The 14,009-nt window shown below is 69.2% G+C and carries 13 protein-coding genes; 3 read left to right on the top strand and 10 right to left on the bottom strand.

Annotated features, from left to right (window positions below; all coding sequences use genetic code 11):
- Window position 1: 1 nt before the first annotated feature.
- On the bottom strand, window positions 2–1,030 hold the full coding sequence (locus tag IFR14_RS01375) for an ornithine cyclodeaminase (RefSeq protein ID WP_137242883.1): 1,029 nt from the start codon (window positions 1,028–1,030) through the stop codon (window positions 2–4).
- 162 nt (window positions 1,031–1,192) lie between these two features.
- Here IFR14_RS01375 and IFR14_RS01370 point away from each other — a divergent pair, with 162 nt between their 5' ends.
- Entirely contained in the window at window positions 1,193–1,624 is a 432-nt protein-coding gene (locus IFR14_RS01370; protein WP_064293981.1) for an Lrp/AsnC family transcriptional regulator, read from the top strand.
- Window positions 1,625–1,830: 206 nt separating this feature from the next.
- On the opposite strand, the gene IFR14_RS01365 is transcribed toward IFR14_RS01370, so the two are convergent.
- The 3 genes from IFR14_RS01365 to IFR14_RS01355 form a co-directional block, all read right to left on the bottom strand.
- Window positions 1,831–4,392: a polynucleotide kinase-phosphatase gene (locus IFR14_RS01365; protein WP_191939985.1), complete on the bottom strand. Its 2,562-nt coding sequence runs from the start codon at window positions 4,390–4,392 to the stop codon at window positions 1,831–1,833.
- On the bottom strand, window positions 4,389–5,792 hold the full coding sequence (locus tag IFR14_RS01360; RefSeq protein WP_191939984.1) for a 3' terminal RNA ribose 2'-O-methyltransferase Hen1: 1,404 nt from the start codon (window positions 5,790–5,792) through the stop codon (window positions 4,389–4,391). Before IFR14_RS01360 ends, IFR14_RS01365 begins: the two co-directional genes overlap by 4 nt.
- 131 nt (window positions 5,793–5,923) lie before the next feature.
- Entirely contained in the window at window positions 5,924–6,403 is a 480-nt protein-coding gene (locus tag IFR14_RS01355) for a hypothetical protein (RefSeq protein WP_137242886.1), read from the bottom strand.
- A 77-nt stretch (window positions 6,404–6,480) separates the two neighbouring features.
- Between IFR14_RS01355 and IFR14_RS01350 the strand changes: the two genes are divergently transcribed.
- Window positions 6,481–7,293 (top strand): endonuclease/exonuclease/phosphatase family protein, encoded by an 813-nt coding sequence (locus IFR14_RS01350; RefSeq protein ID WP_191939983.1) that lies wholly within the window; start codon window positions 6,481–6,483, stop codon window positions 7,291–7,293.
- 103 nt (window positions 7,294–7,396) lie between these two features.
- Window positions 7,397–7,798: a RidA family protein gene (locus IFR14_RS01345; protein WP_137242888.1), complete on the top strand. Its 402-nt coding sequence runs from the start codon at window positions 7,397–7,399 to the stop codon at window positions 7,796–7,798.
- Here the strand turns inward: IFR14_RS01345 and IFR14_RS01340 are convergent.
- The 6 genes from IFR14_RS01340 to IFR14_RS01315 all read right to left on the bottom strand — a co-directional run bounded on the left by IFR14_RS01340 (window position 7,795) and on the right by IFR14_RS01315 (window position 13,985).
- On the bottom strand, window positions 7,795–8,025 hold the full coding sequence (locus tag IFR14_RS01340; RefSeq protein ID WP_137242889.1) for a hypothetical protein: 231 nt from the start codon (window positions 8,023–8,025) through the stop codon (window positions 7,795–7,797). The two genes, IFR14_RS01345 and IFR14_RS01340, sit on opposite strands and share 4 nt — an antisense overlap.
- 1 nt (window position 8,026) lies before the next feature.
- Window positions 8,027–8,602, bottom strand: coding sequence for a hypothetical protein (locus tag IFR14_RS01335; protein ID WP_342365692.1), 576 nt, complete (start codon window positions 8,600–8,602; stop codon window positions 8,027–8,029).
- A gap of 381 nt (window positions 8,603–8,983) precedes the next feature.
- Window positions 8,984–9,712, bottom strand: coding sequence for a YoaK family protein (locus IFR14_RS01330; protein WP_191939981.1), 729 nt, complete (start codon window positions 9,710–9,712; stop codon window positions 8,984–8,986).
- Window positions 9,713–9,790: 78 nt separating this feature from the next.
- Complete coding sequence (locus IFR14_RS01325) at window positions 9,791–10,759, bottom strand: alpha/beta fold hydrolase (RefSeq protein WP_191939980.1); 969 nt, start codon at window positions 10,757–10,759, stop codon at window positions 9,791–9,793.
- 41 nt (window positions 10,760–10,800) lie between these two features.
- Window positions 10,801–11,583 (bottom strand): IclR family transcriptional regulator domain-containing protein, encoded by a 783-nt coding sequence (locus tag IFR14_RS01320; protein ID WP_191939979.1) that lies wholly within the window; start codon window positions 11,581–11,583, stop codon window positions 10,801–10,803.
- 53 nt (window positions 11,584–11,636) lie between these two features.
- Window positions 11,637–13,985 (bottom strand): FAD-dependent oxidoreductase, encoded by a 2,349-nt coding sequence (locus IFR14_RS01315; protein ID WP_191939978.1) that lies wholly within the window; start codon window positions 13,983–13,985, stop codon window positions 11,637–11,639.
- Window positions 13,986–14,009 lie beyond the last annotated feature (24 nt).

Raw genomic sequence — 14,009 nt, 5'->3', positions numbered from 1 at the left:
CTCAGCCGACGGGAGAGAGCGCGCCGACGAGTCCGAAGAGGTCCTTCGGGTCGTCAGGGGCGGCGACGAGGTCGATCTCCTCGAAGTACTCGCTGCCGTCGACGGAGTCGCGGAGGAAGCGCAGCGCGGTGAAGTCCTCGATCGCGAAACCGACGGAGTCGAAGAGCGTGATCTGCTCCCGCGAGCTGCGGCCGGGGACGGCGCCCGTGAGGACCTGCCAGAACTCGATCACCGGGAAGTCGGGAGCCATCTGCTGGATCTCGCCCTCGATGCGGGTCTGCGGCGGGAACTCGACGAAGACGTCGGCGCGATCGAGGATCGACGCCTCGAGCTCCGTCTTGCCGGGGCAGTCGCCACCGATGGCGTTCAGGTGCATGCCGGGCTCGACCAGGTCGTTCGTGAGCACGGTCGCGAGCGCCTTGTCGGCCGTGCAGGTTGTGACGACGTCTGCGCCCGTCACGGCGTCGGCGGCACTCGTCCCGATGACGACCTCGAATCCGAGCGGCTCCAGGTTGCGCGCGAACTTGTCCATCGCGAGCGGGTCGACGTCCCAGATCCGGACGGTGTTGATCCCGAGGGCGGCCCGCATGCCGAGGGCCTGGAACTCGGCCTGGCTGCCGGCACCGATAAGGGCATGGATGCTCGAGTCGGGACGGGCGAGGTGCTTCGCGACCATGCCCGACGTCGCGGCGGTCCGGAGCGCCGTGAGGAGCGTCATCTCGGCGAGGAAGGTGGGATAGCCGTTGTGCACGTCGGCGAGGACGCCGAAGGCCGTGACCGTCTGGTAGCCCCGGGCCGGATTGGAGGGGTGGCCGTTCACGTACTTGAAGGCGTACGTCTCGTGGTCGCTCGTCGGCATGAGCTCGATGACGCCGAACGGCGTGTGACTCGCGACGCGCGGGCTCTTGTCGAACGACGGCCAGCGGCGGAAGTCGGCCTCGAGGTAGCCGATCATGCCGGCGATGATGCGCTCAGGACCTCGGTCGGCCGTCCAGCGGACCATGTTGCGGACATCGACGAAACGCGTCATGACGTTCCCTTCCAGACGAGTTCGGGCTCGGAGCCGACCGGAGCAGACCACTCGCGGTTGCTTCGAGCCTAGGTTTCGACGATCTGCACTTTCTATTCCAGAGATGTGCGATTTGTGCACAGGTTATGCACAATGTGAGTAAGTCGGTTGTACATTGTGTGCATGGCTGCGCTGGACGATCTGGACCGGAGGCTGTTGGCTGCGCTCCGAGCCGACGGCCGTGCGTCGGTCGCGAGCCTGGCCCGGTCGCTCGACGTCGCCCGGGCGACGGTGAACAGTCGCCTGGAGCGACTCATCTCCTCCGGCACGGTGGTCGGGTTCTCCGTCCGGGTGCGCGACGAACTCGACCCCGGCACCATCCGCGCGATCGCGTTCATCGAGGTCGAGGGTCGCACCACCGACCACGTCATCCGCCAGCTCCGCGGCTTCCCGGAGATCAGCGCGCTCCACACCACGAACGGCGGTTGGGACCTCGTCGCGGAACTCCGCACCGAGACACTGACCGACTTCGACCGCGTGCTCGGCGGGATCCGACGCATCGAGGGCGTCGTCAACAGCGAGACGAGCCTCCTGCTGAGTTCCGTCCTGCGCTGACGTCCCGGTCGCGGCGCTTCAGCCCCGGCCCCTGAGCTGAAACCCGGTCCCTGAGCTGAAACCCGGTCCCTAAGCTGAAACCCGGTCCCTGAGCTTGTCGAAGGGCACACGGCCTGGTCCCGCCCTTCGACAGGCTCAGGGACCGGACGGGGAGCGCAGGGACCGGACGGGGAGCGCAGGGAACGAACGGGTGCGACGAGCCGACGCTAGAGGCGCGGGTCGATCGGCTCGGACTCCATGGCGAGCACGCCGAAGACGGCCTGGTGCACCCGCCAGGTCGGTTCACCGGCGACGAACCGTTCGACCGCCTCGACGCCGAGCGCGTACTCACGCAGCGCCATCGACCGCTTGTGGCCGATGGCCCGATCGCGCAGGCGCTCGAGGTTGTGCGGCTCCGTGTAGTCGGGACCGTAGATGATGCGCAGGTACTCACGGCCCCGCACCTTGATGCCGGGCTGCGCGAGCGACTTCTCACCGCGGACGAGGCCGGCCACAGGCTTCACCACCATGCCCTCTCCACCCGCATCGGTCAGTTCCTCCCACCACGTGGACGCGGCGTCCTCGGTGGCCGGCGAGGTGAGATCGACCTCGATCGAGCGAGTCCGACGGATGAGCTCCGGGTCGGCGTCCGCGAGGCGGTCCGCGACCGAGAGGTGCCAGGCGTGGTCGCGGCCCAGGTGGCTCGTGCCGGTCGAGGCGAGGAGCTGGAACGGAGCGATCTGCACGCCCTCCAGACCGTTCGAGGGCGCGGTGTACGGGCGGTAGGCCGCAACGTAGGCGTCGGCGGCCTCGGCCCGTCGACGCGTCCGCTCGAGCAGGTCCGAGACGTCGACACCCGTCGCCGTCGCCTGCTCCAGCACGTGCACGGCCGCCGGGAGTGCGGCAGTCGCCGCAGCTCCGACCGAGGCGTACTGGTCGCGGATCAAGCTCTCCGCCTTCACCGACCACGGCAGCAGCTCGCTGTCGACGAGCAGCCAGGAGGCGTCGAGTTCCTCCCAGAGACCGGCTCGCTCCGCGGCGGCGTCGAGCCGGGTCAGGAGCGTCTGCGTCGTCTCCTCGTCGAAGAACGGCCGACCGGTTCGGGTGTGGACGGTGCCGCGCCACCCGGCAGGCGCACCGAAGGGTGCCGGATCCCGCGTGAGCAGGACGACGGCACGCGAGCCCATGTGCTTCTCCTCGCAGACCACCCGGTCGAGCCCATCCCGGCGATACGCCTCGAACGCCTCAGCGGGGTGCTCCAGGAGGTCCTTCCGCTGCGAGGTGCTCGGCGGACTCATCGTCGGCGGCAGGTAGACCAGGCGCCGCGGGTCGATCGCGAACCGGCTCATGACCTCGAGTGCGCCGGCCGCCGCATCTTCGCGGATGCCGACCCGGCCCGAGACACGGGTCTCGACGACCTGCTTGCCGAGGACGTCCTCGATGCGCAGCAGCCCGGGATCCCGCTGCTCGCCCGCGGGACCGGTCGGGCGGCCGAGCGGCACGACGGGTTCATACCAGACCTGCTCGGCCGGCACGTCGACGACCTCGCGCTCCGGCCACCGCAGGGCACTCAGCTTGCCGCCGAAGACGCAGCCGGTGTCGAGACACATCGTGTTGTTGACCCACTCGGCGTCGAGGGTCGGCACGTGGCCGTAGAGGACGGTCGCCTTGCCGCGGTAGTCCTCCGCCCACGGCAGCCGCACGGGCAGGCCGTACTCGTCGGTCTCCCCCGTGGTGTCGCCATAGAGCGCGAACGACCGCACCCGCCCGGAGGCGCGTCCGTGATACTGCTCGATCAGCCCGGCGTGCGCGACGACGAGCTTCCCGTCGTCGAGGACGAGGTGCGCGACGAGCTCGCGACAGAACCGCTCGACCTCGGCTCGGAACTCCTCCGGCTCCTCGGCCAGTTGGGCGAGCGACTCGGCGAGCCCATGGCTGGTCTGCACCCGCTTGCCCTGCAGCGCGCGGACGAGCTTCGACTCGTGGTTGCCGGGCACGGCCAACGCATGTCCCGCGCCCACCATCCCCATCGCCAGTCGCAGCACGCCAGGGGTGTCCGGCCCGCGGTCGACGAGGTCGCCGAGGAAGATCGCGCGGCGTCCCTCGGGGTGCGCGGCGTCGATCGGTCGACCCTCGACATCGCACTCGATCACGTACCCGAGCTTCGTGAGCAGCGTCTCGAGCTCGCTCCGGCACCCGTGCACGTCGCCGATCGCGTCGAAGGGACCGCGCTCCTCCCGGCGGTCGTTGAGCAGCGGCTCGCGCACGAACGACGCCTGCGCGATCGCCTCCACCCCGGAGAGGACGTGGACCTTCCGGAAGCCCTCCTTGCTGAGGTGCCGCATCGACCGGCGCAGTTGGTCCTGCTGCCGGGTGATGACGGCCGCGCCGAACGAACGGTCCTCGCGAGCCTCGTTGCGCTCGATGCAGACGCGCTCCGGGACGTCGAGCACCACGGCGACAGGGAGGACGTCGTGGTTGCGTGCCAGGTCGATCAGCGACTTGCGCGAGGCCGGTTGGACGTTGGTCGCGTCGATGACCGTGAGGAGCCCGGCGTCCAGGCGGCGAGCAGCCACATCGCGGAGCGCGGCGAAGGCCTCGGCGCTGGCGGCCTGGTTGTTCTCGTCGTTGGAGACGAGCCCGCGGAAGAAGTCGCTCGACAGGGTCTCGAACCGGCCGAAGTGCGTGGCGGCGAAGGTCGACTTGCCGGACCCGCTCACCCCGATGAGGACCACGAGCGACAGTTCGGGGATCGGCAGTGCGGCGGGGGTCTGCTCGAGGTCGCTCATGAGATGGCCTTCCGGAAGATGGCGAGCTGCGTCGGCGAGCCGAGCTGCGGGTCGACATCGCCGACCGTGCGGTGCTCGACGCCGTAGCCGTACCGCTCGGCCGCGGTGGTGCACCAGGTCGCGAACTCTTGACGGTCCCACTCGAACCGGTGGTCGGGGTGTCTGAACCCGCCCGCCGGCAGCGAGGGGTACAACGCGTTGTACTCGCGGTTCGGCGTCGTGACGATCACGGCCTCGGGAGCCGCAGCACCGAAGATCGAAGCCTCGAGTGCATCGAGGCGCTCGGCGTCGATGTGCTCGACGACCTCCATGAGCACGATCGCATCGAGTCCGCGCAGCCGGGTGTCCGCGTAGGTCGCCGAGGACTGCAGCAGCTGGACACGCTCTCGGACGCGATCGCTCGCGTCGCGGAGCCCGAGCCGCTGCGACGCGGATGCGAGCGCGCGTGCGGAGACGTCGGTACCGATCACCGTGGTGACGACGGGATCCGCCAGCAATCGCGTGAGGAGGGCGCCCTCGCCGCACCCGACGTCGGCGACCGACCGTGCCCGCACGTCGGCGAGCGCCTGCAGGACCGCCTCGGCGCGCAGGCCGGCGAGTGCCGGGGCACGCTTCGTCTGTGACGCGGTGGCCGCGTCGTCCCCGTCGGCACCGTCGGTCCGCGCCTCCGGGTCCAGCTGCGACTGCGCATCGGTGACCATCCGCGACTGGTGCGCGAGATACCGCTTGGCGATCAGGTCCCGGTCGGGGTGATCGGCCAGCCACCCCTCGCCGGCGCGGAGGAGCTTGCCGACCTCGTCGTCGGAGACCCAGTAGTGCTTGGCGTCGTCGAGGACGGGCAGCAGCACGTAGAGCTGGCGGAGGGCGTCCGCGAGGCGGAGGTGCCCGGTCAGCTCGAGGTCGACGTATCGCGAGTCGCCCCACGCGGGGACCGTCGGGTCGAGCGGGATCGCCCGTTCGACGACGGTCCAGCCGAGCGGGCTGAAGAGTCGGGTCGCCAGCTGCTCCAGGCCTCGCGACGGAACCGCCGCGACGGTGATCGTCAGCGGGAGCGCTGCCGCGGCGAGCTCCGGGTGGGAGTCGCTGCGGCCGGTCATGGCGCTGCGGAACACCTGCCCGATCGCGACGGCGACCATCGATGATGACGCGTACGGTCGGTCGTTCACGTACTGCGAGAGCGACGCGCTGTCACCGCCACCGAAGCGCTTCTGACGGACGAGCGCGATCGCGTCGACCTCGAGCAGCAGGGCGATGGTGCACCGCTCGTCGGTCGCCTCCGGGTAGAACACGTGCGCGCGCCCGACGCTGAGGTCGAAGCTCTGCGCCCGCGCGGGATGCTTGCGGACGAGGTGCCCCAGGTCGGCGGCCGACGGCGCGGTCGAGGTGATGGTGACGAGCACAGGTCCATCCGTCCGGTCAGCGGCGAGGTTCCTGAAAGCCTAGCGGCGGTCGTGGTGCGTGCGTGAGTCGCCCGAATCTGCACGGAATTCGTTCCGTTTCATGCAGATCCAGGCGACTCAGGGCCGGCTGATCAGCCTCCGAACAGCTTGCCGAAGAACCCCTTGCGCGGCGTCCAGCCGGCGGCGGTCAGGGCGTCGATCACGGGCTGCTTGACCTCGTCGGTCGTGAACTCGTAGCCCATGAACTGTCCGGTCGTCGTGCCATCGCGGTCGGTGGACTGCGAGATGGGCGCGACGCTCCGCCCGAAGGAGAAGGACTTCTGCGGGCCGGACTGCCAGGTGCGCTTCGTCGACAGACCGCCGAGACCGACGGTCGTCTTCGAGGAGGACGACTGCTCGTGGAACTCCCACTCCCCCTCCTCGGGGTGCAGCTCGACCCGCAGCTCGTACTCGGCACTGAACATCCCGGCGCCGATGAAGCCGAGCCAGCGCTGGTCGGCGTACCGCCAGTGCGCGACGATGCCGTCGGGTGTCGGGTCGTAGATAAAGGGGAGTTCTTCGCTGTTGAGCGCGAGGATCCGGGCCTGGGCGTCGCGGAGGTCGAAGGTCATGGGGCGAGTCTAGGCAGACGGACCGCCCGGCGACATGGGGACAGCTCCCCGTCACCCGGCTCCCCTACGCTGGCCGGGTGAGCGAATCCATCCTGACCCAGAACGTCCTGACCGTCATGAGCTACAACATCCGCACCGCCGTCGCCCAGCCCGGTCACGAGTGGGTGGACCGTGCACCGCTGGTCTCACAGGTCATCGCCCGCAACGCACCCGACCTCCTCGGGCTGCAGGAGGTCCGCGAACACCAGCTGCACGACCTGCGCCCGGGTCTCGCCGAGTACGACTGGTTCGGGCAGGGTCGCGACGGCGGTTCGGCCGGCGAGTACGGGCCGGTGTGCTTCCGCCGCTCGCGGTTCGAACAGCTCGACGCCGGCGAGTTCTGGCTGTCGGACACCCCCGACGAGCCGGGCTCGAACACCTGGCCGTCGCTGCACGCGCGGTTCGTCACCTGGGTCCGACTCCGCGAGCGACGCACCGGCGACGAGCTCGTCTTCGCCAACACCCACCTCGACCACGAGAGCTCACCGCACGGCGACGACGTCCGCACGCGCAGCGCGAAGCTGATCGCCGACCGATTCTCCGGCGTCGACGTCCCCGTCCTCCTCACCGGCGACTTCAACACCGAACGCGGATCGGCGGCGCACGACGCCCTGGCGGACGCCGGGTTCGTCGACCTCTCGCCGGTCGAGAGCGACGGCATCGGCACGTTCCACGGCTACGGACCGCAGCGTCCCGGGAACGCGCGTATCGACTGGGTGCTCGGCCGCTCAGGCAGCGTCGCCCCGCATACCCGACTGGAACCGATCGAAGCCCTCGTCGACGAGCAGGAACCCACGTCGGAGGCGAGCGACCACTTCCCCATCCTCATCCGGGCGCAGCTCACCCACTGACGGCGATCCGACGCCGGGGGTCCCCGCGGACGCCGTCCGACGATGTCAGGCACGATGGATTGAGAGCGGTCGCCCGATCGCACCCGCACCACGAGGAGGAACCATGTCCGTCGTCACGCTGATCCGATCCGACGAGCTCTCCGACGCCGCGGAGTACGCCTACGCGTCGTCCGTTCCGGCGAGCGCCAGGCTGCTGTTCCTGGCCGGATCCTGCCCGCTCAACGTCGACGGCTCGACCGCTGCCGTCGGGGACGTCGCCGGCCAGGCGGAGAAGTGCGTCGAGAACCTCGTCATCGCCCTCGAGGCCGCCGGTGCGACGCTCGCCGATGTGGCGAGTACCCGGGTGCTCGTCGCGTCGACGAAGCAGTCCGACCTCGTCACCGCGTGGGAGGTCGTGCGCGCCGCCTTCGGCGATCACGACGTGCCGTCAACGCTCCTCGGGGTCACCGTGCTCGGCTACGACGACCAGCTCGTCGAGATCGAGGCGACCGCCGCCGTCGCTTAGGCGGAAGCTAGGTCGAGTTCGCGTCCCTCGAAATACCGGGCATGGGTCTTCTTGACCGTGTCCAGAGAATCGCTGTTGAGTGACACAATCTCCCAATCCTCGCTCGACCTCGTCTGCTCGACCTCCAGACGTCGCACCAGTGCCTCGCGGTGGCCGTCGGGGCCGGTGAAGGAGGTCACCCGCCAGTCGCGAGAAACCCGGTTGTACTCGATCAGGTAACCAGGCATGTCACGCTCCTCGTTTGGCCTTTTGCAATGAGATTCGAGCGTCGGACGACAGGCTACGCATGGCGGTACCGCGCTCGGATTGTTCGACGTGAAGTTCTTCGATTGTACGCTTCTGCTCCTGATAGTCCTCGATGAGCTTCCGTTCTCGACGTGATCTCGGGACCAGCCGCTCGATGTGGCCCGCCGCTTCGGCAAGCGCGAGTTCGCTCTTCTGTAGGAGGTCATACGACTCCTCGAAGCGCGCGATCGTCGACGACGAGTATTCACGGAGCGCCTCCACAAGGCGGGCTGCCGCGGGTGTCGTCGGCAGCCCGTCGTAACGGATGTCGCGTCCCCAGAGATCCCCTGCGGCTTCGTACAGGTTGGCCCACTCTCCCTGAAGGTGCGTCCGCACCTGCACTTCCACGTATCGCTGCAATTTGAGGCGCAGGTGGACGGCACGATAACCACTGTGCGGATCCGCTCGCAGATCGCGGACAGCGTCCTCAGGGCGATGATCGAACGCGCCGGCGATGGCTACCGCGACCGCATCCTGCTCGGAGAGCGTCATCTCCGCTTCGAATCGCACGCCCGCGATGTCTCCGATGCGACCCAGCGGCGTCTTGCCCTACCTGATGAGCTTGTCTCGCAGCGTATCGATCGTCTTGGGACGGGAAGTGATTTCGGGTACTCGGTCGCCAAGTAGGGGCGACCAGTCGATTCGTTCGATGCGCTTCTGCACGAGCGTCGCAAGGTCGTTGTACCAGAGCATCACCTCCGAGTAGCTCGGTAGAGATGGGTCTGGTTCAGAGCGGTCGCGGATCTGAGTGCCCAGCCGCTCGAGCTGCCTGTTCGACCATGGGCACTGTTCCATGGCCAGGATCGTATCCGTCGGGCGTGCTCTCTGCAGCCAGATGAGCCGTGTACACATCAATCCATCTACCGAGCACCTTTGTGGAGGACTCGTCGTTGAAGAAGCTCAGCCGGAGGCCGTCGGCGCGAGCCGGAGGAGGACCAGCCCGACGATCGACGGGACGAGAGGCAGCGCGGCACCGAACACCGGGTCCACGCCGGTGAGGAGCGAGCCGCAGAGGGCCCCCGCCACGAGCAGCACGATCGCCCCGATGCGGATGAGGTGGTGGTCGTGGACGCCGTCGGCGAGGCTCTGCATGAGACTCGTGAGGGTGCCGGTCACGAAGGTGGTCGTCACGCCTGAGCGTTCGATGCGACGGGCGACGGCCGTCTGCCCCGCCATCGCGAGCGTGGAGAGCGCGATGAGGACGCAGATCACGGGCGTCGTGCGCAGGTCGGAGGACACGATCCATCCGATGAGGACGCACGCTTGCGCGATCACCGCACCGCCGAGCACGAGGACGAGCCGGTGCTGCGGTGCCTCCGGGGTCGGTCGGTCGGCGGTGGCGACGAGCCTCGTGAATCGGAAGGCCAGGAAGGTCCCGACGGAGAACAGCAGCACGGCGACCGTCGCCCCGAGCAGGACGTCCGCGAAGTCCGGTCGGCTCGTGAGTCCGGCCAGCACGAAGTTGCCGGTCATGTTCGCGGTGAAGACACCGCCGAGCTGCAGGAACGCGAAGGCGTCGGTCGCTCCGGCCGCGAAGGAGAGCACGAGCGCCATCGCCGCGATCATGCCGGCACGCGTCCGACGCCGGGTGGTCGTCAGGGTCGGGTCGGTGTCGCGGGTCTCAGTCACGTGCACATCGTCCCACGCCCGTTCGCCCATCTTCGGGCGAACGGGAGCCCGTTCGCCCATCTTCGGGCGAATGAAGCGTCAGGCGAGGAGGTCCGCGAGGAAGGTCAGTTGCGCCTGCTGCTGCACCGGCCCGCCGCCCTCGTGCCCGTTGTACGGGTAGACGGCGATGTCCTTGTGCGTGCCCGCGTAGTGGTTGAACGCCGCGTACACCGTCGAGGGCGGACACACCGCGTCGCAGAGCGCGACGGAGAACAATGCGGGGGCGGTCGCGCGGGCGGCGAAGTTCGTCGCGTCGAAGTACGAGAGCGTCCGGAACACCTCCGCCTCGTGACCACGTCGGCTGATGAGGTACGTCTTCAGCTCGGCGAAGGGGCTCGCGTCGGTGATCTGCAGGGCACGACGGAAGTGCGACAGGAACGGGACGTCGACGAGCGCCGCCGCGAGTCCCTCGCAGAGCCCAGCCGCGGCGAGGGCGATGCCGCCGCCCTGGCTGCCACCGGCGACGACGACCCGGGCGGGGTCGACCTCGGGGAAGCTTCGCACCACGTCGACGGCGAGCGCCGCGTCCGTGAAGACCCGACGGTAGTAGTAGGTCTCGGGGCTGCCGAGCCCGGCGCTCATCTTGCCGGCGACCTGCGGACCGCTCCCGAACGGGTCGGCGGTCGCGCCAGGCAGGTTCGCGCTCCCCTGACCGCGGGTGTCCATGACGAACACCGCGTAGCCCGCGGACGGGTGCATCGTCCACTGGTGGGCGAGCCCACGACCGCCGCTGTACCCGATGTAGTGCACGATGCACGGGAGCGGCTCGGTCACGCCGGCCGGTCGGATGAACCAACCCTTGATCGGGTCGCCGCCGAACCCGGAGAACGTGACGTCTTCGACGACGAGACCCGTCAGCTCAGGATTGGATCGTTCACGCACCGTCGGCTGGGCGAGGGCGTGGGCTTCGGCGAGGGTGTCCGTCCAGAACGCGTCGAAGTCCGGCGCCTCCTCGCGGTCGGGCAGGTACTGCTGGAGCTGGGCGAGGGGGAGGTCGAATTGCGCCACTGGTCACCTTCGGTTCGTGAGGTCGGTTTGCCGAGTACTGGTCAGGAGGAGGGGATCGCGGAGATGAGGCCGAGACCGACGCTGATCCGGTCCGCCACTTCGATGAGGTCCTCGGTGAGGACGTCGAGGTCGCGCTCGCGCATCAGGCTCAGTCGGCCCGAGATGGAGATCGCCGCTACGACTCTGGCGTTCGCGTCGCGGATCGGCGCCGCGATCCCGAGACGACCCAGCGCCAGCTCCTGGTCCTCCATGCAGACGCCGCGTTCCCGTGCCACCGCGAGCTCGGCGGCGAGGGCCGCGTGCTCCGTGACGGTGTTGGCCGTGTAGCGCGGGAGCGGCTCATCACCGAGCAGCGCACGGAGACCGTCCGCGTCGAGGTCGAGGAGCAGACACTTGCCGAGCGCGGACGCGTGCAGCGGCTGGCGCAGCCCGATCATCGAGTGCGACTTCGGGGCGAGGGCTCCCTCGAAGTGGCAGAGGTAGATGAGGCTCGAGCCGTCGAGGACACCGACGTTGACGCTGAGTCCGATCCGCTGCGCGAGCTCCTGGGCGGGAGCACGCGACTCCCGGTGCACCGGGTTCTGGTTGAGCCCCTCGCTTGCGAGCGCCAGAATGGTCGCGCCGATGGCGTAGGACGGACTGTCGGCCGCCTTCGTCACATACCCGAGCTCCTCGAGCGTGCCGAGGAGGCGTGCGGTCGTCGACGTGCCGAGACCGGTCGCACGGGCGATGTCGGAGGCCCGCAACGGCCCGGTGGTCGATGCGCCGAGAACGGCGAGCACGGATGCTGCACGGCCGATGCCCTGCTGGATCTCACCTGCCACGGGTCCTCCACGGTGTCGGTGTCGGTTCGGATGTCCGGCCTCGGAGGCCGTGTTCAGCGTAGCGGTCGGGCTCGGCGTGGCCGGGTGGTGCGCCCGCTCGGCTGCTCGAAGACCTTCACACTCGCGACACTCACGTAGGGCGACCCGTTCGTGGCCGTGACGACGACACGGAGGGCGTCGACCCGCACGGGTTCGACGTCGTGGATCCGGTGGCGGTGGCGGTTCCCCTCGACCTCGGCCAACACCGTCCACGTCCCCTCCGGCGCACCCGCCGGTCGCGCTTCGAGGCGGTACGCGGCGACGAGCTCCGGCACCGCCTCGAAGTCCGTGCGGTGGTGGTGCAGGTTGATGAGGTCCACGTCGACGTCGTCGTTGAACACGATCCGGACGGACGCGACATCGACCGGCTCATCCCAGTGCAGTGTGAGGACCTCGGGCTCGGCGACCAGATCGCGGTTGTCATCGAGTCGCTCCGAGGACCACAGGTGCGGTCCGCCGTAGGGACGTTGGTAGCCGTCGACGATCCGCTCCGGGCGGTACGCCGTGGTGTCTCCACCGACGGTCAGCGCGACGCTCCGGCCGCGGAGCTTCCGGGCGTTCCAGTCGAGGATCGCCTGGTCCTGCTCTTCGGGGATGTGGTCGTCGAACACCTCGTCGGACGCGTGCTTCGCGGTCAGGACGAGGAGCCCGTAGGGGTGGCCCTCGGTGAGGAGCAGGCTGACGTCCGGGTTGGCACGGACGACGAGCACCGCGTTCTGCTCGACATCCGGCGTCCATCCGAAGCGGACAGTGGCGGGCACGCCCAGCCCGGCGGCGATCTCCACAGCTCCGTCGAGGAGGTGCTCGACCGGGACGGCGTTCTGGCGCTTGCCGGTGCTCCACAGTTCGACGCGGAGGGTCGCGTCGCGTGCGGCATCGACGAGCAGGGTGATCTGGTCGAGTGACGGAGCGACGGGTACGAGGATCGCGACGTCGCGGTCGAGGGTGAACCGCTCGCCGGAGCCGAGGTGCTCCAGCGTGGAGATCGCGCTGAGCGCGCTCGAGGCGGAGACCGTCGCCCGCCCGGCCAGATCGTCGGGGTCGTCCGTGGTGATGCCGATGACCGGGGCGTCCTCGCGCAGGAGCGTGCGCTGCAGGAGCGGGAGCGCCTGCCCGGCGAGCTCCCGCGGCGTCAGTCCATGGCGGGCGATGAGCGCCGCAGCCGTCCCCACCGCCTGACCCTGCGTCGCGCAGGTCGCCATGACGCGGGTGGACCCGAACGCGACGTGGGAGGCGGAGATGTTGCGTCCGGCGAACAGCAGGTTGTCGACGTCGTGCGAGTACAGGCTGCGGAAGGGGATCCCGTAGGTGCCGTTGCTGAACCGCTGCTGCGCGCCGGCGGTCTCGGCGTAGACGCCCTCAACCGGGTGCAGGTCGATCGACCAGCCACCGAAGGCGACCGTGTCCTCGAAGTCGACCTGGTCGAGCAGGTCGTTCTGCGTGAGGGTGTGGTCACCCAGCAGCCGCCGGTACTCGCGCTTCCCCGGGATCGATCCGACCCACTCGAGCGTCAGGGTGTCGGCGTCGAACTCGCCGGAGTTCTTGATGTAGTCCCAGATCCCGAAGACGACGCTCCACAGCTCGTCGCGGATCTGCTCGTTCTCGGCGACGGTGTCGAGCTCGCCGCCCCACTCGATCCACCAGTAGTTGCAGCCGTTGTCGCCGGTGCGGATGATCCGGTTGGTGAGGATCGGGGTGTCGCGGATGTCTCGCGCGATGTCGGGGGCGACGAACCGCTCGGGGCGTCCCGTGTCCTTCGTGTAGAAGAAGATCGAACTGCCGAGGAGCTCGTCGTCCGCGACCTCGGGCGCCCACGGCTCGCCGAGCTCAGCGCGGCCCTCGCGCCCGATGCGGGAGGTCGCGCCCGCGAGATGCCCCACCAGCCCGTCTCCGGTGCAGTCGATGAAGACGGGTGCGACGAACTCCGTCTCGATCTCGCTGCCCATCGTCCATCCGGTGACGGACGCGATCCTCGGTGTCGGCGACGCCACGCCCTCAGCGCCCTCCGCCATCGTGACGATGCGGACGTCGGTGTTGAGGTGCAGCTGCAGGTTCGGCTCGGCCCGCACGAGGTCGAGGACCGTCTGGTCCCAGTAGAACGGGTTGCCCTCCGGGTTGCGGTACTGGTTCTCGAGGAAGAGCTCCCCCATGATGCCGGTCTCCCGCGCGAACCGCTGGTGCCCGTGCGCGGTCGCTCCGACGACCCACACCCGCACCTCGCTCGACGAGTTGCCACCGAGCACCGGCCGGTTCGTGACGAGCGAGACCCGGGAGCCGAGACGGGCGGCTGCGACGGCGGCCGAGACCCCCGCGAGACCACCACCGATGACGACGACGTCGGCGGACTGGGTGCGGTGCTGCATGGGAGACACTCCTTCGTGATGCGT

The organism is Plantibacter sp. CFBP 8775 (assembly GCF_014839505.1).
GTDB lineage: Bacteria > Actinomycetota > Actinomycetes > Actinomycetales > Microbacteriaceae > Plantibacter > Plantibacter auratus.
Note: the sequence above shows the minus strand (reverse complement) of the source record. Positions and strands in the feature narration are given on the sequence as shown.